This window comes from Bacillus sp. S10(2024), assembly GCF_050473865.1.
GTDB lineage: Bacteria > Bacillota > Bacilli > Bacillales > Bacillaceae_G > Bacillus_A.
Window position 1 is genome coordinate 3545001 of the sequence record NZ_JBFLUR010000002.1, and the last position, 24619, is coordinate 3569619.

24 protein-coding genes (1 of these 24 running past the window's edge) are annotated in these 24619 nt (G+C 36.0%); 17 read left to right on the top strand and 7 right to left on the bottom strand.

The features are described from left to right. The 6 genes from gyrA to dnaA all read right to left on the bottom strand — a co-directional run. Positions 1-1866, bottom strand: the 5' portion of a protein-coding gene (gene gyrA / locus AB1280_RS18105; protein ID WP_429756582.1) for a DNA gyrase subunit A. Its footprint begins 609 nt before the window's first position; only the first 1866 of its 2475 coding nucleotides appear in the window; the start codon lies at positions 1864-1866; the stop codon falls past the left edge of the window. A gap of 91 nt (positions 1867-1957) precedes the next feature. Further along, a complete protein-coding gene (gene gyrB, locus AB1280_RS18110) occupies positions 1958-3880 on the bottom strand; it encodes a DNA topoisomerase (ATP-hydrolyzing) subunit B (protein ID WP_272190492.1) in 1923 nt (640 codons plus the stop codon). Positions 3881-3918: 38 nt separating this feature from the next. Beyond that, positions 3919-5046, bottom strand: coding sequence for a DNA replication/repair protein RecF (gene recF / locus AB1280_RS18115; protein WP_272190489.1), 1128 nt, complete (start codon positions 5044-5046; stop codon positions 3919-3921). A 12-nt stretch (positions 5047-5058) separates the two neighbouring features. Continuing rightward, complete coding sequence (gene yaaA / locus AB1280_RS18120) at positions 5059-5271, bottom strand: S4 domain-containing protein YaaA (protein ID WP_035433842.1); 213 nt, start codon at positions 5269-5271, stop codon at positions 5059-5061. A 127-nt stretch (positions 5272-5398) separates the two neighbouring features. Then, complete coding sequence (gene dnaN, locus AB1280_RS18125) at positions 5399-6544, bottom strand: DNA polymerase III subunit beta (protein ID WP_272190488.1); 1146 nt, start codon at positions 6542-6544, stop codon at positions 5399-5401. Between the two features lie 193 nt (positions 6545-6737). Continuing rightward, positions 6738-8081, bottom strand: a complete 1344-nt coding sequence (gene dnaA, locus AB1280_RS18130; RefSeq protein WP_272190487.1) for a chromosomal replication initiator protein DnaA — start codon at positions 8079-8081, stop codon at positions 6738-6740. A 564-nt stretch (positions 8082-8645) separates the two neighbouring features. Between dnaA and rpmH the strand changes: the two genes are divergently transcribed. The 10 genes from rpmH (at position 8646) to AB1280_RS18180 (ending at position 18535) form a co-directional block, all read left to right on the top strand. Beyond that, a complete protein-coding gene (gene rpmH, locus AB1280_RS18135; RefSeq protein ID WP_000831901.1) occupies positions 8646-8780 on the top strand; it encodes a 50S ribosomal protein L34 in 135 nt (44 codons plus the stop codon). 78 nt (positions 8781-8858) lie between these two features. Then, entirely contained in the window at positions 8859-9224 is a 366-nt protein-coding gene (gene rnpA / locus AB1280_RS18140; RefSeq protein ID WP_272190486.1) for a ribonuclease P protein component, read from the top strand. A 39-nt stretch (positions 9225-9263) separates the two neighbouring features. Then, positions 9264-10031 carry a YidC family membrane integrase SpoIIIJ gene (spoIIIJ, locus tag AB1280_RS18145; RefSeq protein ID WP_020059662.1) on the top strand — a complete coding sequence of 256 codons (768 nt, stop codon included), beginning with the start codon at positions 9264-9266 and terminating at the stop codon, positions 10029-10031. Then, entirely contained in the window at positions 10028-10645 is a 618-nt protein-coding gene (gene jag / locus AB1280_RS18150; RefSeq protein ID WP_429756583.1) for an RNA-binding cell elongation regulator Jag/EloR, read from the top strand. The genes spoIIIJ and jag overlap by 4 nt, the downstream gene beginning before the upstream one ends. Positions 10646-11162: 517 nt before the next feature. After that, positions 11163-12539 (top strand): tRNA uridine-5-carboxymethylaminomethyl(34) synthesis GTPase MnmE, encoded by a 1377-nt coding sequence (mnmE, locus tag AB1280_RS18155; RefSeq protein ID WP_272190483.1) that lies wholly within the window; start codon positions 11163-11165, stop codon positions 12537-12539. A gap of 19 nt (positions 12540-12558) precedes the next feature. Beyond that, positions 12559-14448: a tRNA uridine-5-carboxymethylaminomethyl(34) synthesis enzyme MnmG gene (mnmG, locus tag AB1280_RS18160; protein WP_272190482.1), complete on the top strand. Its 1890-nt coding sequence runs from the start codon at positions 12559-12561 to the stop codon at positions 14446-14448. A gap of 21 nt (positions 14449-14469) precedes the next feature. Beyond that, on the top strand, positions 14470-15189 hold the full coding sequence (gene rsmG / locus AB1280_RS18165) for a 16S rRNA (guanine(527)-N(7))-methyltransferase RsmG (RefSeq protein ID WP_272190481.1): 720 nt from the start codon (positions 14470-14472) through the stop codon (positions 15187-15189). 387 nt (positions 15190-15576) lie between these two features. After that, positions 15577-16425, top strand: a complete 849-nt coding sequence (gene noc / locus AB1280_RS18170) for a nucleoid occlusion protein (RefSeq protein WP_272190479.1) — start codon at positions 15577-15579, stop codon at positions 16423-16425. A gap of 507 nt (positions 16426-16932) precedes the next feature. After that, positions 16933-17694: a ParA family protein gene (locus AB1280_RS18175; protein WP_272190477.1), complete on the top strand. Its 762-nt coding sequence runs from the start codon at positions 16933-16935 to the stop codon at positions 17692-17694. After that, positions 17687-18535 (top strand): ParB/RepB/Spo0J family partition protein, encoded by an 849-nt coding sequence (locus AB1280_RS18180; protein ID WP_334313770.1) that lies wholly within the window; start codon positions 17687-17689, stop codon positions 18533-18535. The genes AB1280_RS18175 and AB1280_RS18180 overlap by 8 nt, the downstream gene beginning before the upstream one ends. A gap of 21 nt (positions 18536-18556) precedes the next feature. Here the strand turns inward: AB1280_RS18180 and yyaC are convergent, their stop codons facing one another. Beyond that, positions 18557-19153 (bottom strand): spore protease YyaC, encoded by a 597-nt coding sequence (yyaC, locus tag AB1280_RS18185; RefSeq protein WP_272190475.1) that lies wholly within the window; start codon positions 19151-19153, stop codon positions 18557-18559. 695 nt (positions 19154-19848) lie between these two features. On the opposite strand from yyaC, the gene AB1280_RS18190 reads away from it, so the two are divergent. From AB1280_RS18190 to AB1280_RS18220, 7 genes are all read left to right on the top strand, one after another. After that, positions 19849-20730 (top strand): mechanosensitive ion channel family protein, encoded by an 882-nt coding sequence (locus AB1280_RS18190; RefSeq protein ID WP_272190474.1) that lies wholly within the window; start codon positions 19849-19851, stop codon positions 20728-20730. A 20-nt stretch (positions 20731-20750) separates the two neighbouring features. Beyond that, positions 20751-20948, top strand: a complete 198-nt coding sequence (locus AB1280_RS18195; protein ID WP_272190473.1) for a DUF951 domain-containing protein — start codon at positions 20751-20753, stop codon at positions 20946-20948. A gap of 221 nt (positions 20949-21169) precedes the next feature. Next, a complete protein-coding gene (ychF, locus tag AB1280_RS18200) occupies positions 21170-22270 on the top strand; it encodes a redox-regulated ATPase YchF (protein ID WP_272190472.1) in 1101 nt (366 codons plus the stop codon). A 191-nt stretch (positions 22271-22461) separates the two neighbouring features. Continuing rightward, entirely contained in the window at positions 22462-22749 is a 288-nt protein-coding gene (gene rpsF / locus AB1280_RS18205) for a 30S ribosomal protein S6 (RefSeq protein WP_272190471.1), read from the top strand. A gap of 30 nt (positions 22750-22779) precedes the next feature. Further along, positions 22780-23289 (top strand): single-stranded DNA-binding protein, encoded by a 510-nt coding sequence (ssb, locus tag AB1280_RS18210; protein ID WP_154710359.1) that lies wholly within the window; start codon positions 22780-22782, stop codon positions 23287-23289. A 44-nt stretch (positions 23290-23333) separates the two neighbouring features. Beyond that, positions 23334-23570, top strand: a complete 237-nt coding sequence (rpsR, locus tag AB1280_RS18215) for a 30S ribosomal protein S18 (RefSeq protein ID WP_020059677.1) — start codon at positions 23334-23336, stop codon at positions 23568-23570. Positions 23571-23678: 108 nt separating this feature from the next. Further along, positions 23679-24617: a YybS family protein gene (locus AB1280_RS18220; protein ID WP_272190470.1), complete on the top strand. Its 939-nt coding sequence runs from the start codon at positions 23679-23681 to the stop codon at positions 24615-24617. Positions 24618-24619 lie beyond the last annotated feature (2 nt).

Here is a 24619-nt window from a genome sequence, read left to right on the forward strand (position 1 = left end):
AATTCCCTGTTTAGTCGTAAAGAATAGATAATGGTCATCACTAAATTCTCGAATCGGGATAATCGCATTTACCCATTCATCTTTATCCACTTCTAACAGGTTAATAATCGGTATCCCTTTCGCTGTACGGCTATACTCTGGGATCTCATATCCCTTCGTCCGGTATACTTTCCCTTTATTTGTGAAGAATAAAATATGATCATGTGTAGATGTTGTTAACAAATGTTCTAAGAAATCATCATTGTTCGTTCCCATACCTTGAACTCCACGTCCGCCACGATTTTGCGTTTTGTACGTAGAAGCTGGTAATCGTTTCACATACCCATTATGAGTAAGTGTGATTACAATGTTTTGCTCTGGAATTAAATCTTCATCCTCGATTGCTTCCATACCGCCAATTGTAATTTCTGATCTTCGTGTATCATTAAAGCGATCTTTAACTTCTGTTAATTCTTCACGAATAATTTCAAGAACTTTCTCTTCATCTGCAAGAATTGCTTTTAACTCCGCAATCAATGCAAGTAGTTCTTGATATTCTTGTTCGATTTTTTCACGCTCTAACCCCGTTAAACGTTGCAAACGCATATCTAAAATTGCTTGTGCTTGCTTTTCACTTAAGCCAAAACGTTCCATTAATCCTTGCTTTGCAATGTCTGCTGTCTTCGAATTACGAATTAGAGTAATTACTTCATCAAGATGATCTAACGCGATGCGTAAACCTTCTAAAATATGAGCACGTGCTTCCGCCTTCTCTAATTCATATGCAGTACGTCTACGGATGACGACCTTCTGATGATCCAGGTAATAATATAGGCATTCTTTTAAATTTAATACTTTAGGCTCTCCATTTACGAGCGATAGCATATTAATACCAAAGCTTGTCTGAAGTGCTGTATGTTTATATAGGTTATTCAATAACACATTTGCATTAGCATCTCGTCGTAATTCCATGACGATACGCATACCATTTCGATCTGATTCATCACGTAAATCTGTAATACCATCAATCTTTTTGTCTCGAACAAGCTCCGCAATCTTTTCAATCAATCTTGCTTTATTCACTTGATATGGTAGTTCAGTTACAATAATAGATTGTTTTCCATTTGCCTTCTCTTCGATCTCTACTTTTGCACGAAGAATTACTGTACCACGCCCTGTTTCATACGCTCTTCGAATTCCACTTCTTCCAAGAATTTGACCAGCTGTTGGGAAATCCGGTCCAGGAATATACTCCATTAATTCTGCAATCGTGATATCCGGATTATGACTTAATGCTAATACCCCATCAATTACTTCCCCAAGCTGATGCGGTGGAATATTCGTTGCCATACCAACCGCGATACCAGTTGCACCATTTACTAATAAATTAGGAAAGCGTGCGGGTAATACAATGGGTTCTCTTTCCGAACCATCATAGTTATCTTGATAATCAATTGTATTTTTTGTGATATCACGCAATAGTTCCATAGAAATCTTGGACATTTTTGCTTCTGTATAACGCATTGCAGCCGCCGAATCACCATCGACAGAACCGAAATTACCATGTCCATTTACTAGCATATAACGTTGACTAAAATCTTGGGCCATTCGCACCATTGTTTCATATACCGCTGAATCACCGTGTGGATGATACTTACCAATTACTTCACCAACAATACGTGCAGATTTCTTATACGCTTTATCAGCAGTAATTCCTAAATCGTTCATCGCATATAAAATTCTGCGGTGAACAGGCTTTAATCCATCACGAACATCTGGCAGTGCACGAGATACGATAACGCTCATCGCATAATCTAAAAACGAGGTACGCATTTCTTGGCTAATATTAATTTCTCGAATTCGGCCTTGTTGTTGGTTGTCTGACATCAACCAGCACCTCCTCATTACATTTCCGATCGATATATCATGTTCATTTATACGTAGAAGACAGGAATACTCCGATTCCTGTCATCAATCATTAAATATCAAGATTTTTTACATATTTTGCATTTTCCTGGATAAAGTTACGACGTGGTTCAACTTTATCACCCATTAAAATTTCAAATGTTTCATCCGCTTCAATTGCATCTTGAAGCGAAACTTGAAGAAGCGAACGTACTTCTGGATCCATTGTTGTTTCCCATAGCTGCGTTGGATTCATTTCTCCAAGACCTTTATAGCGTTGAATACCTGGTTTTGGTTGCTTCGGAATCTCCGCTAATATACTTTCAAGTTCTTTATCGTTGTAAGCATATTCAACTCGTTTACCCTGTTGCACTTTATATAATGGCGGTTGTGCAATATATATATAACCGTGCTCAATAATTTGACGCATATAACGATAGAAGAACGTTAATAATAGGGTGCGAATATGAGCACCGTCGACATCAGCATCCGTCATAATAATAACTTTATGATAACGCGCCTTTTCAATCTCAAAGTCTCCACCAATACCAGTGCCAAGCGCAGTAATAATTGTACGTACCTCATCGTTTGATAAAATTTTATCTAAACGAGCTTTTTCTACGTTAATAATTTTCCCTTTAAGCGGTAAAATTGCTTGGAAATGACGATCGCGCCCTTGTTTTGCTGAACCACCCGCTGAATCACCCTCTACGATATAAATTTCACTAATAGAAGGATCTTTGGAAGAGCAATCTGCAAGTTTTCCTGGTAAGCTCGATACTTCTAGCGCACTTTTTCTACGTGTTAATTCACGAGCCTTTTTTGCCGCTACACGTGCACGTGCTGCCATCGTTCCCTTATCTACAACTTTTCGAGCAACATTTGGATTTTCAAGTAAAAACTTTTCAAACGCTTCAGAGAAAACTGATTCTGTAATTGTTCTCGCTTCGCTATTTCCAAGTTTTGTTTTCGTTTGCCCCTCAAATTGTGGGTTTGGGTGTTTAATGGATACAATAGCCGTTAAACCTTCACGAACATCTTCACCTGTTAAATTACTATCAGCATCTTTTAAAATATTATTTTTTCGACCATAATCGTTAATCACACGTGTTAATGCTGTTTTAAATCCTACCTCATGCGTACCACCTTCATACGTATGAATGTTATTTGTAAATGAATAAATGTTAGTTGTATATCCTTCATTGTATTGAAGAGCAACTTCAATTTGAATTCCATCTTTCGCACCTTCTACATATACCGGCTCTTCATGTATCGGTTCTTTAGAGCGATTTAAATGCTCAACATAAGACTTAATACCGCCTTCATAATGGAATTCTTTCTTTTGTTTATGCTCACGTTTATCTTCAATTGTTAGTTTAATATTACGATTTAAAAACGCTAGTTCTCGTAAACGAGTTGCCAACGTATCAAATTCATATTCCGTAGTTTCAGTAAAAATTTCTGCATCTGGTTTGAAACGCGTTACTGTTCCTGTGTGATCTGTATCTCCAATAACCTTTAAGTCTGCAACTGGAATACCACGTTCATATTTTTGATAATGAATTTGCCCGTCACGATGAACAAATACCTCTAACTCCGTTGATAATGCATTTACGACAGAAGCACCTACACCATGTAAACCACCAGAAACTTTATAACCGCCGCCACCAAATTTCCCACCCGCATGAAGGACTGTCATAATAACTTCTACAGCGGGGCGGCCCATTTTCTCGTGCATCCCAACTGGAATACCACGACCATTATCTGTTACTGTAATACTATTGTCTTCTTCAATAGCTAGATTAATCTCATCACAATATCCCGCTAATGCTTCGTCAATACTATTATCAACAATTTCCCATACAAGATGATGAAGACCTTTTCCACTCGTCGAACCAATGTACATCCCTGGACGTTTTCGAACTGCTTCTAGTCCTTCCAACACCTGTATTTGACTTTCATCATATGCATTCTCTTGCATTTGCTTTTGTTCCATTGACACAAAGATCACCTACTTTTCCATTTAGACAGAAGTTATTTATCTTCTTCTCCACAATCCACTGTGCCGTTCGTTACATGAATTGTTTTTGCTTGTTTTAATGTATCATGCTCAATTCCATCAACACTTGTCGTTGTTACAAACGTTTGCACTTTTCCTTGAATCGTATTAAGCAGATGTGATTGCCTGTAATCATCTAGTTCCGATAACACATCATCTAATAAAAGGATTGGATATTCGTTAACTTCTGAATAAATCAATTCGATCTCAGCTAACTTTAGGGACAGCGCGGTCGTTCGTTGTTGTCCTTGCGAACCAAAAACTTGAACGTTTTTCCCATTAACAAAGAATTGCAAATCGTCACGATGAGGCCCAATTAAGGTTGTACCACGGAAGATTTCACGTTGTTTCACAGATTGGAAACTTTCATAGTATACTTCTTCTATTTTCGACAAATCCATGGATTCTGATACATCTATACTTGGTTTATAAACTATTTCTAGCTCTTCAAGTCCTCTGCTAATTCCTCGATGAATTGGAGCTGCCCATTCTTGCAATAGACGTAAAAATTCAAAACGTTTTTTTAACACTTTTACACCATGTTCAACGAGTTGGAGTGTAAACACATCTAGCATAGTTTCATCATTCTTACTGCTTCCTTGCATTTTTTTAAGCAAATGATTACGCTGTGTAAGGACTTTTTGATATTGACTTAATTCATACAAATACACAGGAGCTATTTGTCCAAGCTCCATGTCTAAAAAACGTCTTCGTACTTGAGGACTTCCTTTAACAAGATTTAAATCTTCTGGTGCAAACATAACAACATTCATTACGCCAATATATTGACTTAATTTTTGTTGTTCAAGTTGATTTAACTTTGCCTTTTTTCCCTTTTTAGAAACATTTAGTTCTAAAGACAAAGAGTTGTTTCTTTTTTGTAGTTTCCCTTTTATTTTACCATAATCCTCATCCCATCGGATAAGTTCACGATCATTAGAAGTTCGATGAGACTTTGCCATCGCTAATACGTAGATCGCTTCCATCAAATTGGTTTTTCCTTGCGCATTTTCACCAATAATTACGTTTACTTTATCTTCGAAGGAAAGATCTAACCTCTCATAATTGCGATAGTTTTGTAAATGTAATTCTGTAATATACAAAGGGATCCCCCTTTATCCTTGAACTTGAAATGTTCCGATCTCCGGAATTTCAACAATATCATTTGTATATAATTTTCGGCCTCGTCGATTTTCAAGCTCTTTATTTACATACACTTCGTACTCTTGTAAAAACCACTTTACCGCTCCGCCTGTATCAATCACGTCAGCCAGCTTTAAAAATTGTCCTAATGTAATATATTCTGTCGAAATTTGAATACGTTTCATCATAAATCGCTCACTTTCTAAAAGTGTTCATTCTTTCATTGTACTAAATAAACAAGCATTAGGAAAGTAATAGCGAGAAATCAAAAGGGTTACCAGTAGATTTGTACTAGTAACCCTTATCATAATTTTAGTACGTACGTACCGGTAAAATTAATTGAGTAATGGAATCATCGTTCACAGTACGAATTAAAAATGGTCTCATCGCACCAGTAAAACTAACTTTGATTTCTGTACTATCCAATGCTTTTAATGCATCCATCATATACTTTGCACTAAACGAAATTTTTAACTCTTCCCCAGTAAATTGCTCACATTGAACTTCCTCTACTACTTTTCCGATTTCTGGAGAATTTGATGAAATTTCCAACATTTGATTTTCTAAAGTTGATAATTTCACAACATTATTACGTCCATCTCTCGCTAATAATGAGGCCCGATCAATCGCTTGTAAAAATTCTTTTGTATTTACAAAAATATCCGTTTTACTATCAGGCGGAATTAGTCTTGTAGTATCAGGATAGCTGCCCTCTAATAGTCTAGAGAAAAATAATAAATGTTTTGTACGGAATAGAACTTGATACTCCGTTATAACAATATCTACCACTTCTTCTGATTCATCAAGAATTTTACTTAATTCATTTAAACTTTTTCCTGGAATAACAACATTAGCTTGAAATTCATTCGCAATAGTTTGTCCTGTGATTTTTGCTTTACGAAGTGCTAAACGATGACTATCTGTTGCAATGCAAGTCAACTCGCTGTTATATACCTTCCAGTTTACACCTGTCAAGATTGGACGTGTTTCTGATGTAGATACAGCAAATACGGTTTGACGAATCATATGTTTTAAAAGATCTGTTGGGATTTGAAATACATGATGTTCTTCAATCTGTGGTAATAATGGGTATTCAGCTGAATCTAAACCATTTAGATTAAACTCAGATTTTCCAGATTTTATTTTTGTCATAAAATGACTTTCTAAAGAAATTTCAACTGTATCTTTCGGTAATTTTTTTACAATCTCACTGAAATATTTTGCTTGTAAAACAATACTTCCAGGTTGTTTTACTTCTACAATTTCTTTCCCATCTTCTTCGACTGGGATAAAAGATTCAATGGATATATCTGCGTCACTACCTGTTAATGTAACACCTTCTTCAGTTGCTACAATTTTAATCCCTGTAAGAATTGGAATGGTTGTACGAGAGGAAACAGCTTTCATTACATCTTGTACACTTCTGACAAGGTAGTCTTTTTGAATTAAAAAATGCATATCGAAAACCTCCGGTAAGTATGAAATTGAGTTTATTTAATAATAATAAAAAATTAGTAGTAATAGTAATAGTAATAGGACTTGTGGATATGTGGATAACCCGTGAAAAAGACGGAAAAACAGTCTATCTACATGTGGATAGACTGTGTGTAAAACAGGAATAGTTATTCACGTTGTTCACATTATTTGATTATTACTTTAAAATATCGCGAATTTCTTCAAGTTGTCTTTGTAATTGTGTATCTGTTTTTAACAACTTTGAAATTTTTTCATGAGCATGAATGACTGTAGTATGATCACGTCCGCCGAACTCTTCACCGATTTTTGGTAAAGAGGAATCAGTTAATTCACGAGACAGATACATTGCAATTTGACGAGGGAAAGCGACAGATTTTGTTCGCTTTTTTGCTTTAAAGTCTTCTAATTTTACTTGGAAAACATCCCCCACAGCCTTCTGAATGTCATAAATTGAAATAATTTTTGGCTTTGAATTTGGAATAATATGTTTTAGTGCTTCAGCAGCTAAATCCGCATTAATATCTTTATTAATTAAAGAAGAGTATGCCACAACACGAATGAGGGCACCTTCTAATTCACGAATGTTAGAGTCAATTTGATTGGCAATATAAAGCATAACTTCATTTGGGATATCAAGCCCCTCAGCTTTTGCTTTCTTACGTAAAATCGCAATCCTTGTTTCTAAATCTGGAGGAGTAATATCTGTAATGAGTCCCCATTCAAAACGTGAGCGTAAGCGATCTTCTAATGTTGGGATTTCTTTTGGTGGACGATCACTCGAAATTACAATTTGTTTACTTTCTTCGTGCAATGCATTAAACGTATGAAAGAACTCTTCTTGTGTCTGTTCTTTTCCAGCAAGAAATTGAATATCATCTATAAGCAGAACATCGACGTTTCGGTATTTATTGCGAAAATCAACTGCTTTATTATCACGAATAGAATTAATAAACTCATTTGTAAATTTTTCAGATGATAGATAAACGACTTTTGCGTTTGGATTATGTTCGATGACGTAATGACCAATCGCATGCATTAAATGCGTCTTTCCAAGTCCTACCCCTCCGTAAATAAATAAGGGATTATATGCTTTAGCGGGTGCTTCCGCTACAGCTAAAGAAGCAGCATGGGCAAAGCGATTGCCAGAACCGATTACAAAAGTATCAAATATATATTTTGGATTCAGCATACTTTGTGGGAAATGATTAGGTTCATCATGCATCGTTTTATTCTTTTGAACAGGAGGATAGTCAAATTCCTCTTCTGTTTGACTTTGTGGAATGATAAAGCGAATTGTAAGTTCTGCTCCCATTAAATGAATAATTGTTTCTGAAATAAGTTCAGAATAATGGGATTCCAACCAATCACGTGCAAACTCATTTGGCGCAGTAATTGTTAAAACGTCCTTTTTTAAGGAATACGCTTTTGTAGACTTAAGCCAAGTTTCATAACTAGGCTTACTCACTTTTTTTTCTAATTCTTTTAAGGTGCTATTCCATAAATCCGAAATATTTTCCAATAGGTGTCCCTCCTTTACAAAAGATGATGAGTAAACAGTGTGTTTAATATTTGTATAACGTAAGCGGAAAACGCTGTATATTTATACGAAACACTTTTTAAAAGAAAAAAGCGCTTGAAATAATAAGATAGAGTTTTCGACAAAAAAACACATTGTGGAAAACTATTTATGCACATGTGATTATATCTGTCCACAAGTTATACACAAACTGTGGATAAAAAATAATTATAAAAAACTTGTTCAAGGTGAAAACACAACTATAATATCAAAAAAAGATAGCGATAGCAATGTATTTCGGAAAGTTATCCACAAAATCAATACCTTGTGGAATAAACTTGTCCACAGTACGATATACTGTGTAAAAAAGAAAAAAATATTTGTGGATAGAAAAAAGTGGCGAAAAAAATTATCCACAACGAATAGAGTGTGCTGTGAACAACCTTGTGAATAGGGAGAAAATGAATATTTGATTAAAATTTTTAGAAGCATTGACATTTTCATAGCAAATTAACTATAATTTATAGGACTGTCTTTAACAGTTATTCCTCAGGGAGGTGTCATATAATGAAAAGAACTTATCAACCAAATAAACGTAAGCGCAGCAAAGTACATGGTTTTCGTAGCCGTATGAGCACAGCGAACGGACGTAAAGTTCTAGCAGCTCGTCGTCGTAAAGGTAGAAAAGTATTATCTGCGTAGGCCACTGATCGTTCAGTGGTCTTTTTTTCTAGTAATTATGAATTTTCCACTGGCGAAATACAGGAGTGTTCAATTGATATGAAGAAAAAGAATCGTGTAAAGAAGAATGAGGAATTTCAAGCTGTTTTTCAAAATGGAAAATCAAATGCCAATCGTCAATTTGTTATATATCAGTTAGAGAAGCCTGATCAAGCGTATTTTCGAATTGGTCTTTCCGTTAGTAAGAAATTAGGAAATGCAGTCATGCGTAATCGTATTAAACGTATGATCCGTCAAGCTTTTACAGAATTAAAAGATGAGATAGATTCTGGGAAAGATTTTGTTATAATAGCAAGGAAGCCTTGTTCAGACATGGACTATGAACAATTAAAGAAAAGTTTAATTCATGCTCTGCAGCGCTCGGGAGTTAAACGGGCAAAAAATGGCGAAAAAAGAGGAAAATGAATTACACTATATACATACCTAAACAAGGAGGAGCAGGCTGTGAAAAAAAAGATAGGCTTACTAGTCATGCTTATTGCTGTTATGGCAATTGCTGCTGGCTGTAATCAAACAAATCAGCCGATTACACCGCAAAGTACGGGAATTTGGAATGAATATTTTGTATACCCGCTTTCTCAATTAATCACGTATTTTGCAAAGTTATTTGGCAATAACTATGGTTTAGCGATTGTTATCACGACTCTTATCATTCGTTTTGCTTTATTACCATTAATGATTAAGCAAACAAAGAGTACGAAAGCAATGCAAGTATTACAACCTGAAATGGCAAAATTAAAAGAAAAATATAGCTCTAAAGACCAAGCAACTCAACAAAAATTGCAACAAGAAATGATGCAATTGTATCAAAAGCATGGTATCAATCCATTAGCAGGTTGTTTACCAATATTTATTCAAATGCCAATTTTATTTGCATTTTATCATGCAATTATTAGAACAGCAGAAATTAAACAACATAGTTTTTTATGGTTTGATTTAGGTCATGCTGATCCATTGTATATTCTTCCAATTGTTGCAGCGATTACAACGTTTATTCAACAAAAGCTTGCAATGGCTGGTACTGCGGGACAAAATCCACAAATGGCGATGATGCTTTGGCTTATGCCTATTATGATTTTAGTTTTCGCAATTAACTTCCCGGCTGCATTATCCCTTTACTGGGTGGTAGGTAACATCTTTGGTATTGCTCAAACATATTTGATCAAAGGGCCGGATCTTAAGGCTAGTAAGGCAGGAGGATCAAGTAAGTGAGTATGATTACTGCTAAAGGACAAACAGTCGAACTGGCAGTGCAATTCGCATTAGAACAATTGCAAGTATCAAGAGATAAAGTTGAGATACATGTTGTTGATGAAGGGAAAAAAGCTTTTCTTGGTTTTATTGGAGGACGACCTGCTATTGTAGAGGTCATTGTAAAAAAAGATCCTGTAGAAGAAGCAGAACTTTATTTGAAAAGCATTATAAAAGAAATGAATGTTGATGTAATTGTTGGAACAGATGTAAAAGGGCGTGATGTCCACTTTACACTTTCTGGTAGTGATGTAGGTGTATTAATTGGAAAAAGAGGGAACATATTAAATTCTTTACAATATGTAACAAAACTTGTTGCATATCGTAGCACGAAACAATATATCGGTGTAACAATCGACGCTGAAAATTATCGTGATAAACGAAAAAATACGTTAGAGTCGCTTGCGCTTCGGTTAGCGAAACAAGTTAGCAATACGAAAAAAAGAGTTGTGTTAGAACCGATGCCTTCTTTTGAAAGAAAAATTATACATCAAGCAATTTCAAATCATCCATATGTGATTACAACGTCTGAAGGTAAAGAACCACATCGACATGTTGTTGTATCTCCGAAATAAAATGAAACTTTAATCAGTGTGTGGGGGGCATCCCAGGCTGATTACTAGCCCTCCCAATCGGACTTTTACGGGCAGTTTATCTCCTGCATAACTTCTTAAGAAAAGCGGAAGCGGCTCGCTCAGAATTGCAGGGCGTCCACGCACCCGACAGAGAGGCGTTTTTTGCCTCGTCCAAGGGGGCGAAACGACCGGAGATTCTAGCCGCTAGAGCTGGACAATGCTTTTGCTGAAATTTGAGGTGGGAATATTACTTGCCCGCGAATAGCGGGATAAACCGGTAACTCGTTTGAGTGCCGGTTTTTTACTGGATAAAATATAAAGACAGAAAAATAAACTGTGGATAAACAAATTGCACTAAACTTATCCACTGTGTATAAGTTTAGTGCGATTTAGGTGAGGACATAATAAAATAAGTTATTATTCTTTTTTACGCAGTTTCGTTATGGTATCCTAATAATTTAGTGAAAGAAAAAATCGTGTTGAAATATAGAGAAATAAGCAAGTGAGGTGAAAGAACATGGAATTTGATACAATTGCTGCGATTTCCACAGCTCTTGGGGAAGGTGCAATTGCCATTGTTCGAGTAAGTGGAGATGATGCGGTAGAGAAGGTAAACCGTATTTTTAAAGGAAAAGATTTAACGACAGTCCCATCTCATACAATTCAGTATGGGCATATTGTGGATTTAGATACAAATAAAGTTATTGAAGAAGTTATGGTTTCAATTATGCGGGCACCAAAGACATTTACGCGTGAAGATATTGTCGAGGTAAATTGTCATGGTGGCCTTGTTTCTGTAAATAAAGTATTACAGCTTATTTTATCACAAGGTGTTCGCTTGGCAGAGCCTGGAGAATTTACAAAGCGTGCTTTTTTAAATGGACGTATTGACTTATCGCAAGCAGAAGCGGTTATGGATTTAATTCGCGCTAAAACAGATCGTGCAATGAACGTTGCGATTAATCAAATGGAAGGTCGATTATCAAAATTAATTGGTCGTTTGCGACAAGAAATTTTAGAGACGTTAGCTCATGTAGAAGTAAATATTGATTATCCGGAATACGATGACGTAGAAGAAATGACACATGGTGTTTTAATTGAGAAGGCAACCTATGTCAAATCAGAAATTGAAAAGTTGTTACAAACTTCAAAGCAAGGGAAAATTTTGCGTGAAGGAATTGCAACGGCTATTATCGGAAGGCCGAATGTTGGAAAGTCATCGCTATTAAATAGCCTTGTACAAGAAAAGAAAGCAATTGTAACAGATATAGCAGGAACAACCCGAGATGTTATTGAAGAATATGTGAACGTGCGCGGTGTACCTCTGAAACTGATTGATACAGCTGGTATTCGTGAGACGGAGGATATTGTAGAACAAATTGGTGTCGAACGTTCAAAAGATATGATGAATAAAGCAGATTTAGTTCTTCTTGTTGTAAATTATAGCGAAGTGTTAACAAATGAAGATGAAGAGTTATTTCGAGCGGTGCAAGGAAAAGACTTTATCGTTATTGTAAATAAAACAGATTTACCGCAGCAAATTGATATGGAGTGTGTTGCAAAATTAGCTGGTTCAGCTCGTGTTATTACAACTGCTTTACTTGAAGAGAAAGGTGTAGATGAGCTAGAACAGGCAATTGCTGATCTCTTCTTTAAAGGAACAATTGAAGCGGCTGATATGACATACGTATCGAATGCCCGTCACATTGGTTTATTAACACAAGCAGAAAAGACGATAGGTGATGCAATCGCGGCTATTCATAGCGGCGTGCCAATTGATATGGTGCAGATTGATTTAACAAGAACATGGGAAATACTAGGTGAAATTACGGGAGACACTGTACACGAAAGTTTAATTGATCAGTTATTCTCTCAATTTTGTTTAGGAAAGTAATTGTAAGGAGGAATGGAAAATGGGATACAACGCTGGTTCTTATGATGTTATTGTAATCGGTGCTGGCCATGCAGGATGTGAAGCTGGTTTGGCAGCAGCCCGTATGGGAGCAAAAACATTAATGTTAACAATTAACTTAGATATGGTTGCGTTTATGCCGTGTAACCCTTCAGTTGGTGGACCTGCAAAGGGAATTGTTGTTCGTGAAATTGATGCGCTTGGCGGCGAAATGGGCAGAAATATTGATAAAACACATATTCAAATGCGTATGTTAAACACAGGAAAAGGTCCTGCAGTACGTGCACTTCGTGCCCAAGCAGATAAATTTGCGTATCAGCATGAATTAAAAAAAACAATCGAAGAAACGCCAAATTTAACATTAAGTCAAGCAATGGTTGAACACTTAGTTGTAGAAGACGGTGTATGTAAAGGTGTTGTTACACAAACTGGAGCAGAATATACAGCGAAAACAGTTGTTATTACAACAGGTACGTTTTTACGCGGTGAAATTATCGTTGGGGATTTAAAATATTCAAGCGGTCCAAATAATCAACAACCATCTGTCAAATTATCAGAGCATTTAGAAGAGCTTGGTTTTGAACTAGTTCGTTTTAAAACAGGTACGCCTCCGCGTGTAGATAGTAGTACAATTGATTATAGCAAAACAGAAATTCAACCAGGTGATGATATACCACGTGCATTCTCATTTGAAACAACAAAGTTCATCATGGATCAAATTCCATGCTGGTTAACATATACAAGTGAAGAAACGCATCGTTTAATCGATGGAAACTTACATCGTTCTGCTATGTATTCTGGCATGATTAAAGGAACAGGCCCACGATATTGCCCTTCCATTGAAGATAAGGTTGTTCGTTTCCACGATAAGCCGCGTCATCAAATTTTCTTAGAGCCAGAAGGTCGTAATACACAAGAAGTATACGTACAAGGTTTATCAACAAGTTTACCAGAAGATGTGCAACGTGAGATGTTAAAGACCATTCCAGGCCTAGAGAACGTAGAAATGATGCGCACAGGATATGCAATTGAGTATGACGCAATTGTACCAACGCAGTTGTGGCCAACACTTGAAACAAAGAAAATACAAAATTTATATACAGCGGGTCAAATTAATGGAACTTCTGGTTATGAAGAAGCGGCAGGACAAGGTTTAATGGCCGGTATTAACGCTGCGTGCCGCTCATTAGGCAAAAAAGAAGTAATTTTAAATCGTTCAGATGCGTACATTGGCGTTTTAATCGATGATTTAGTCACAAAAGGTACAAATGAGCCATATCGCTTATTAACATCTCGTGCAGAATACCGATTATTATTACGTCATGACAATGCAGATCTGCGTTTAACAGGGATTGGGCATGAAATTGGTTTAATTCCAGAAGAACGTTATGAACGTTTTACAGCAAAGAAAGAGAAAATTGAAAAAGAAAAAGAACGTTTAGCAAGCATTATTATTAAGCCACGTCCTGAAGTACAAGAGCTCATTCGTGGAGCTGGCGGAAGTGAATTAAAAGATGGTATACGTGCGAGTGATTTATTACGCCGTCCAGAAATGACGTATGAGCATATTCATCTTCTCGCTCCAAGTGAAGTAGAAGTTAGTGATGAAGTAGCAGAGCAAGTTGAGATTCAGCTTAAATATGAAGGATATATTGAAAAATCTTTACAACAAGTAGAACGAATGAAGCGTATGGAAAGTAAAAAGATTCCGGTTGATATTGATTACGATGCAATTTCTGGAATAGCTTCTGAAGCACGTCAAAAATTAAAAGATGTCCGTCCGCTATCTATGGGGCAAGCATCTCGTATTTCCGGGGTAAATCCAGCTGATATTTCCATCTTACTTGTGTATATAGAACAAGGAAAAATTGCACGAGTATCGAACCAATAAATAGTTAGGAGATATAGCGAGATGAATATAGAACAATTTCAATCTATGCTATTAGAAAGAGGGATTACTCTTTCTAATAGGCAGTTAGAACAATTTGAAATCTATTTTGAGACATTAGTTGAATGGAATGAAAAAATGAACTTAACTGCAATTACAGAGAAAGAAGACGTGTATTTAAAGCACTTTTTTGATTCTATTACAGCTGCTTTTTATCATGATTTTTCAAAGCCATTTTCTATTTGTGATGTTGGTGCAGGAGCAGGGTTCCCTAGCATTCCATTAAAAATATGTTTTCCGAATTTAAAAATTACAATTGTAGATTCCTTGCAAAAACGTATTACGTTTTTAAATCATTTAGCAACAAAATTGGAATTACAAGACGTAGCATTTTGTCATGATCGTGCTGAAACATTTGGGCAAAAGGAAGGAGTACGTGAATCCTTTGATATTGTAATGGCACGTGCTGTTGCTCGCCTTTCTGTCTTAAGTGAATTGTGTTTACCGCTTGTGAAAGTAGGGGGAACATTTATTGCGATGAAAGGTGCAGCTGCAAACGAAGAAATTGAAAATGGTAAGTATGCTCTGCAAGTGCTTGGTGGCGAATTGAAAGAGATGTTTACGTTTCAATTACCATTTGAGGAAAGTGATCGTAACGTTTTATTGATTGAGAAAAAGAGAAAAACGCCAAAGAAATATCCGCGTAAACCAGGAACACCGAATAAATTACCTATTGAAAAATAAATCTTATTAGACGTAAGATTAAGTTATATATCAGTAAGCTACTTTATTAGCACTGATGGTTAGTTGAATGAATCGAGCTTTTACAGGCAGTTATCCACCACCTATCTTTTAGATTTATTACAATGTTAAGGCGTGAGCTTACTGCCCGTTAGAGCGAAAGAAATAAAGTGAAACTTTGATTAGTAGGGAGGCTGCGCTTCTTATTAATCGCTAGTTCAACAAATTTAGCTTTTGCGGACAGTTTATCTCAACCTGCCTTCTTTAATGTGTGGAAAAATGTTGAGATGGGGATATTGCTGCCTGTTAATGCGGGATAAAAACGTAAATGTTTCACATGGAACATTTTTGTATAGAGTATTCAATAGGATTCAAGGTGGTGGAATATGTATGAAAAACACATTTTCTCGTTTATTTGGCTTTGGAGATAAAGAGGCTGAATTAGCACTACAAGAAGAAAGTCATGAAGAAATTAAACAAATTCCGTTAGCAAGTATCGTTCCGAATCGTTATCAGCCACGGTCAATTTTTGATGATGCTCGTATTGAAGAGCTTGCTCTTACAATTCATACACATGGATTAATTCAACCAATTGTTGTTCGACAGTATGAAGAGGGCAAATATGAGATTATCGCTGGTGAAAGACGTTTTCGAGCTGCTACAAAATTAGGTTGGGAAACTGTTCCGGCTATTATAAAAAATTTGAACGATACTGAGACTGCTTCTGTTGCTTTAATTGAAAACTTGCAACGAGAAGAACTTACGGCAATTGAAGAGGCTGTTGCTTATCAAAAGTTAATTGAATTACATAATTTAACGCAAGAAGCATTAGCACAGCGATTAGGCAAAGGACAATCTACAATTGCGAACAAATTGAGACTATTAAAGTTACCTGAAGAGATTAAACAAGCACTATTAGAGAAGAGTATTACAGAACGCCATGCTCGTGCTCTTATTCCACTTAAAAATGAAGAGATTCAATTACAACTTTTGCAAGAAATCGTTGAAAAGCAATTGAATGTAAAGCAAACAGAAGATAGAATTGCTAAGTTGTTAGAAGAAACGAAACCGAAACGAAAAGCAAAACAAAAAGCGGTAAGCCGTGATATGCGTATTGCAATGAATACCATTCGTCAATCTTTACAAATGGTTGCGAATAGTGGCTTAAATGTGAATTCAGAAGAAGAAGAATTTGATGAATACTATCAAATTACAATTAAAATTCCCAAAAAGAAGTAAGAAAAATAGAAAGACCTCAAACCGCCGGTAGAGGTCTTTTTGTTTTGTCACGCATTAAAAACTATATAAATTCAAATTAAAAAATGACACTTCCCCTCTCTTTTTAGAGGGACGAGAGCATCTGACAATGCATAGCAGCAATCTATATGTCGAAAAATCAAAATTGATTTATATAGTGAGGTCTTACTGATGGAAGTTTCACTTTATCCCGCTACTAAGGGGTAGTAATATCCCTCACCTTGAGATTTTAAGGAAAGCAAAGAAGTAAGATGAGGTATAACTGCCCCTAAGAGCCCGATTGGTTCAACTAACCATCAGCGGGGAAAAGCATCCCACTGATGGAAGTTTCACTTTATAAGTACTATATTTTCTTTTAAAATTAAGAAGGAGTTTGTAAATAAATTTTGAAGTTTAATATACAGAAGCAAATGAAGCGTGATTGTTTCATGTTAAAATGAAAATAATCATTTGAAGAATAAGATATAAAGGTTGAAAGTAGGTGACATCATGGGGAAAATCATTGCCATTGCTAATCAAAAAGGTGGAGTTGGAAAGACAACAACATCGGTAAATTTAGGAGCTGGATTGGCACAAGCAGGAAAAAAAGTACTTCTTGTTGATATTGATGCACAAGGGAATGCAACAACAGGAGTCGGAATTGAAAAATCAGATTTAAATGAATGTATTTATAATGTGCTGGTGGAAGACATGGATGTTCGCGTTGTTATACAGAGAACAACAACTGAAAATTTAGAGGTACTCCCTGCTACCATTCAACTAGCAGGAGCCGAGATAGAACTTGTACCGACAATTTCCCGGGAAGTTCGTCTGCAACGTGCGCTGCAACCAATTCGTGATGAATATGATTATATTATTATTGATTGTCCCCCATCTTTAGGTTTATTAACCATTAATGCATTAACTGCTGCAGATTCTGTTATTATCCCTGTTCAATGTGAGTATTATGCCCTAGAGGGGTTAAGTCAATTATTAAATACAGTTCGCCTTGTACAAAAGCATTTAAATAAAGATTTAGCAATTCAAGGTGTTTTACTAACAATGCTGGACGCTCGTACAAATTTAGGATTACAAGTAATTGATGAAGTGAAGAAATACTTCCGAGATAAAGTATATAGATCCATTATTCCGCGTAATGTACGTTTAAGTGAAGCACCGAGTCATGGAAAACCAATTATGATGTATGATGCTAAGTCAAGGGGGGCAGAAGTGTATTTAGATTTAGCAAAGGAAGTGATTGCAGGTGGCTAAAGGACTAGGAAGAGGAATTAATGCGTTTTTTCCAGATTTAGATGTGAAAGAGGGAGAAACAATTCAAGAATTGCAAGTAAATCAATTACGTCCTAACCCATATCAGCCGCGTAAATATTTTCATAATGAAGCAATTCAAGAATTAGCGTTATCTATTAAAGAACATGGGATTTTACAACCTCTTATTGTTCGGAAAAGTATTAAAGGATATGAAATCGTTGCAGGAGAACGGAGATTTCGTGCTGCAAAAGAAGCAGGGATTAAAACAGTTCCTGCCGTTGTTCGAGAGTTAAATGATCAACAAATGATGGAGTTTGCGCTACTAGAGAATTTGCAACGTGAAGATTTAACGCCTATTGAAGAAGCATTAGCTTATCAAATGCTCATGGAAGAGCTTAAGGTAACGCAAGAACAGTTAGCAAAGCGGCTTGGAAAAAGCAGACCGCATATTGCAAACCACATTCGTTTACTTTCTCTCCCATCTTTCGTACAAGACATGATTGTAAATGGAAGCATTTCTATGGGACATGGACGAACGCTACTTGCGTTAAAAGACAAAACAAAAATTAACAATTTATTGCAACGAATTAAAAAAGAAGGATTAAATGTCCGTCAGTTGGAACAAATTATTCAGCAGATGAATGAATATGTTTCACGTGAAACAAAGAAACAAAAACCACAAAAAAATATCTTTTTTGTGGAACAAGAAACGGTACTACGAGACCGATTTGGAACATCTGTGAAAATTAAAGAAACGAAACAAGAAAAAGGGAAAATTGAAATTCAATTTTTCAATAAAGATGATTTGCAACGCATTTTAGAGATTTTAGCGGGAGAATGATAAAAAATAAACCATCTTCAGTTATAGATGGTTTATTTTTTTCATTACAGCAATTTTTTTATCAGTTTCAATAATACTTTCTGCAATACCAGTAGCCATTTTCATAACAAGATTTAGTCTTGTATTTTGTAGTACAAAAAACTCCATAAATCCATTTAAATTTACAATACCATGAATATGCATATCACCAATCGCGGGAAGATTTTTATTCATAGCTGCTCCAGGTTTACTGGGCCCTTTTCCAACTGTAATTGAACCAATATTTTGTGATTTTCCTAGACAAGCATCAATTGCAATGATAAAGGGATTCATAAATGATTTTTGTATTTCTGTAATTGTTTCTTCTAAGTTTAAAGCATGGACAGGTGATTCTAGCGTCCCGTATAACTGAAAATTTTGAATATTGCAGTCTTGTAGCTTTGAGCCAACAAGGGGTCCTAATGCATCACCTGTTGAGCGGTCCGTTCCAATACACAGTATAATAAGTGGAGAGTTTTGTTCGATTGGGAGATGAGAAAGTAGAAAACTACTAATGGTTTGATTGCAATTTGCATCATGATACATAATCTGCTGTGAATCTTTTTCAAAAAAAGGTAAACGAAAACTTCCGATATTCATGAAGCATCCATCCTTTAATAGAATTTAGTATATTTCATATAAAGTGAAACCCCTATCAGTGGAGAGTTTTTCCTCATCTCCCACTGATGGAAAGCCTGCCCAATCGAGCTCTTACGGGCAGTTATATCTCCCTCCTATCTTTTTTAGAAAAGCGGAAGCGGCTCGTTCAGAATCGTAGGACGTTGGATCTCCCAACGGAGAGGTGCTTTTTGCCCTCGTTCGAGGAGGCGAAACGACCGGAGGTTCTAGCCGCTAGAATTGGACACCATTTTCTCAGAATCTTGAGGTGGGAGTCTTACTGCCCCAAAATAGCGTGATAAACTTGATTTTGCATATTACATATTTCTCTTAAGGTAAGAACTATTTTACTTTTAGTCTAGGGGAAACTTGATGCTATGTTAGGTATTCGGATATTCTTGCTGCGTAGATGTTGCTTTCTTATGGGATAAGAGTGTTTGAAAAGATATGATATGAGCAGAAGAGGAGGGCACTCTTGTTTATAGATTTATAAAGTATAAAAAGGATGAAGCGTACCATGTAGTATGGAGAATACTAGTACTAGTATATAAAAAAATGTGTTATTTTATACCTCATGGAATGCGAAAATAAAAGTGTATGAAAGAACTTTTTTCGTAAAATATAGGAGAAATTCTGTTACAATAAATAATGAATATGAGATAGAAAGGTAGGTCGCGATGAAGGGATTTCACGACTTATATACAGACTTTACAAATTGGTTATTAAACGTAGGATTATGGGAGAATATCGGTCTCGGTTTGCTGAAAATCATACTTATTTTTATTATTTCAAGTGTCGTTATTCGGCTCGGCAGGGTGATTATCCGTAATGCTTTCAAAATGAAGGCCAAATCACCAATTCAAATTTCTGAAAGACGAACGATGACAGTAGCGAAATTGTTAGAAAACATTTTAACATATGTTATCTTTTTTATTGTAATAATTGCGATTTTAGGAGTATTTGGAATTGATACAAAAGGATTATTAGCCGGTGCAGGGGTTGTAGGTTTGGCGGTTGGTTTTGGTGCACAAAACTTAGTCAAAGACGTTATCACTGGATTCTTTATTTTATTAGAAGATCAATTTTCAGTAGGGGACTATGTACGCTTAGGTCAATTTGAAGGAGTTATTCAAGAAATTGGTTTACGCACAACAAAAATGAAGAAATGGACAGGAGAAATTCACATTATTCCAAATGGAAGTATTAAGGAAGTAACAAATTTCTCTGTTACTAATAGTGTTGCCTTTGTAGATGTAGCTATTTCATATGAAAGTGATATTGAACATGCAGAACAAGTTCTTGAAAAGTTGTTAGATGAATTACCAACAAGGTATGAGCAAATGGTTGCTCGTCCGGAATTATTAGGTGTACAGAGTTTAGCAGCATCAGAGGTTGTTTTGAGGGTTACAGCTGAAGTAGAACCGATGCAACATTTTGTGGTTGCGAGAGCACTGCGTAAAGAAATTAAAAATCGTTTGGATTTACACGGGATTGAAATTCCATATCCGCGTATGGTTCTATACAACCGTGAAGAACTGATGAATGAGAAAGTAAATTAGCAGTGAGGGGAGTTTAGAGAATGGAGCAAAAACAATATAACTTGCATGACATAGTGGAAATGAAGAAAGCTCATCCTTGTGGCGAAAATCGTTGGAAGATTATCCGGATGGGAATGGATATCCGGATTAAGTGCGAGGGGTGTAACCATTCGGTATTAATTCCTCGAAGAGAATTTGATCGCAAGGTGAAGAAAGTACTTGTAAAACATGAAGAATAGATGAAATAGAAAACAGCAGCGTTGTTGCTGCTGTTTTTTTATTTAGCGATTAATGGGTAGTAAGATTCCCGCTTCAAATTTATAAGAAATCCGCGGAAGATGGAAGGGGAGAAATTGTCTATAAAAGATTATTCGTTTCACTTGATAAGTTTGGATGAAGCTTGTCATTTTATTCGTTACTATCTATAATGATGGAAGATTGAGTCATAGGAGTGGATTACATGGGATTAACGGCTGGTATCGTTGGATTACCGAACGTAGGTAAGTCAACACTATTTAATGCAATTACACAAGCAGGGGCAGAATCTGCGAACTACCCATTCTGTACAATAGATCCAAACGTTGGAATCGTAGAAGTTCCAGATTATCGTTTAAATAAATTAACTGAGCTTGTAGAACCAAAGAAAACTGTGCCAACTGTATTTGAATTTACAGATATTGCAGGTATTGTAAAAGGTGCGAGTAAAGGGGAAGGGTTAGGAAATAAATTCTTATCTCATATTCGTCAAGTAGATGCAATTTGCCAAGTAGTTCGTTGTTTTGAAGACGAGAATATTACGCACGTAGCAGGAAAAGTAGATCCAATTGCAGATATTGAAACAATTAATTTAGAGCTTATTTTAGCGGATTTAGAATCTGTTGATAAGCGTCTTGAACGCGTTACAAAATTAGCGAAACAAAAAGATAAAGATGCTGTATTTGAACATGAAATTTTAGTTCGTTTAAAAGAAGCATTTGAAGAAGGACAGCCGGCTCGTACAGTTGAATTTACTGAGGAGCAAATGAAAGTAGTAAAAGGTCTTCACTTATTAACAATAAAAGAAATGCTATATGTAGCAAACGTTTCTGAAGACGATGTAATCGATCCGTCTGGAAATAAATATGTACAAATTGTAAAAGAGTTTGCTGCAAAAGAAAATTCACAAGTAATTGTGGTTTGTGCAAAAATCGAATCAGAAATTGCAGAGTTAGATGAACAAGAGAAAAAAGTTTTTCTTGAAGAGCTAGGTATTGAAGAATCTGGTCTCGATCAATTAATTCGTGCAGCTTATGATTTATTAGGATTAGCTACTTATTTTACAGCTGGTGTACAAGAAGTTCGTGCTTGGACATTTAAAACAGGAATGAAAGCACCACAATGTGCTGGAATCATTCATACGGATTTTGAACGTGGATTTATTCGTGCAGAAACAGTATCTTATGATGATTTAGTAGAAAATGGATCTATGACAGCTGCTAAAGAAGCTGGAAAAGTACGCTTAGAAGGAAAAGAATACATTATGAAAGACGGAGATGTTGTACACTTCCGCTTTAATGTATAATATTTTTATTTCCTAGGAAAAAATAAAGTATTTAACTTGGCAAATTCATTGGATTTGCCAAGTTTTTTATGTTTTCGTGAGTTGATTCCTCTAACTTACTATGATATAATCTAAACTCGTGAGTAATTACTATAAATTAATTGCTCCTTGCCCAATATGGGCCGTTTAGACCAAAAGGAGGTGAAAGTGTAATGAAAAAGTACGAAATCATGTACATCATTCGTCCAAACATGGAAGAAGAAGCTCAAAAAGCTTTAGTTGAACGTTTTGCAGGCGTTTTAACTGAAAATGGTGCAGAAATCATTAACACAAAAGATTGGGGTAAGCGTCGTTTAGCTTACGAAATCAACGACTTACGTGACGGTTTCTACATGATCTTAAACGTAAATTCTAATCCAGAAGCGATTAATGAATTCGATCGTTTAGCTAAGATCAGCGAAGATATCATTCGTCACATCGTTGTTAAAGAAGAAGAATAATCATTAAGATATATAGGGAGAGTGGTTCGATTGATGAATCGTGTTATACTCGTTGGTCGTTTAACTAAGGACCCTGACTTACGTTACACGCCCAATGGTGTTGCAGTAGCTACTTTCACGTTAGCTGTAAATCGCGCATTTACGAATCAGCAAGGTGAGCGTGAAGCTGACTTTATTAACTGTGTAATATGGCGTAAACAAGCAGAGAACGTGGCAAATTATTTGAAAAAAGGTAGCTTAGCAGGCGTAGACGGACGTCTTCAAACTCGTAATTACGATGGACAAGATGGTAAGCGTGTATATGTAACAGAAGTGCTAGCGGAGAACGTACAATTTTTAGAGCCGCGTAATAGCGGTGGTGAGCAACGCGGTTCATTCAATCAGCAACCATCGGGAGCAGGGTTCGGAAATCAAGGCTCTCAAAACCCATTTGGTCAATCTGGTAACAATGGCAATAATGCTGGATTTACTAGAAATGACGATCCATTTGCAAATGTAGGTCAACCGATTGATATTTCAGACGATGACTTACCTTTCTAATGGGGTAGACGGAACATTTTAACACGAAATGGAGGGAAATGAACATGGCAGGAGGACGCAAAGGTGGACGTGCGAAACGCCGTAAAGTGTGTTTCTTTACATCTAACGGTATCACTCGCATCGACTATAAAGATGTTGATTTACTAAAACGCTTTGTTTCTGAGCGTGGTAAAATTTTACCACGTCGTGTAACAGGTACTAGCGCAAAATACCAACGCAAATTAACAGTTGCAATTAAACGTGCTCGTCAAATGGCACTTTTACCATATGTTGGTGAATAAAAAGGTATGAAATGCACAGTAGAGTGATACTCTACTGTGCATTTTGCTATTCTTTTCTTTTTGTTAACCATGATAGAAGTTTCACTTTATAGAAAGAGGGTGTGAAAAATGAAACGCACACGACTCATTACAGAAGGAGCAGTATTACTTGCTTTATATGCTATTTTGCTTCTTGCTTCTCTGTATATGCCTGTTTTAGGGGCTATATTTATGTTTGCATTGCCGTTGCCATTTCTTATTTTTACGATAAGATATCAGTTAAGTGGTGCTTGTATGTTATTAGGAGCGGCAGTTCTAGTAACGCTTATTGTGAGTTCGCCTCTTAGTATTGCGAATACACTTATGTTCGGAGTAACAGGTGTTATATTAGGGTATATGTATAAAAAGAAAAAAAGTGTTATTGAAATTTTATTGGTTGGGACACTTGTATATCTTGTAAGTTTTGTATTGCTGTATATTGTTAGCATACAGTTTTTTAATATAGATATTGTGAAACAGATGCAAGATATGTTCAAACAATCGATGGAACAAAGCGAGAAGTTTATGAAAATGGCGGGTGCATCTGTAAATGAAGGGCAGCTAGCTGAATTGAAAAAAGCGGTTAATACAATTGGGATGCTTTTACCAACTGTACTTGCTATGGCTTCGCTATTCTCTTCTTGGATTACTATTTTAATTGCCAATCGTGTTTTAAAACGATTAAAGTACACGGCGGCATCTTGGCCCAAATTTCGTGATATACAAATTCCAAAGAGTATTGTTTGGTTGTATGTCGTGATTATTTTGTCCGCTTCTTTTGTAAAAATAGAAGCTGGTTCATATGTAGAAATGATGTTCTTGAATTTATCAACAATTTTTACCTTTTTACTGTTGTTTCAAGGTTTTTCGTTCCTTGCTTTTTTTACAAATACAAAAGGATATACTAAAGCTGTTCCAATCTTAATCTTTGTTGTAGGTTTGTTTGTGCCGGTTTTGTTTCCTCTTATGACAATCTTAGGTATAATTGATTTAGGTTTTTCGTTACGATCGAAAGTACAGGTAAAATAAAT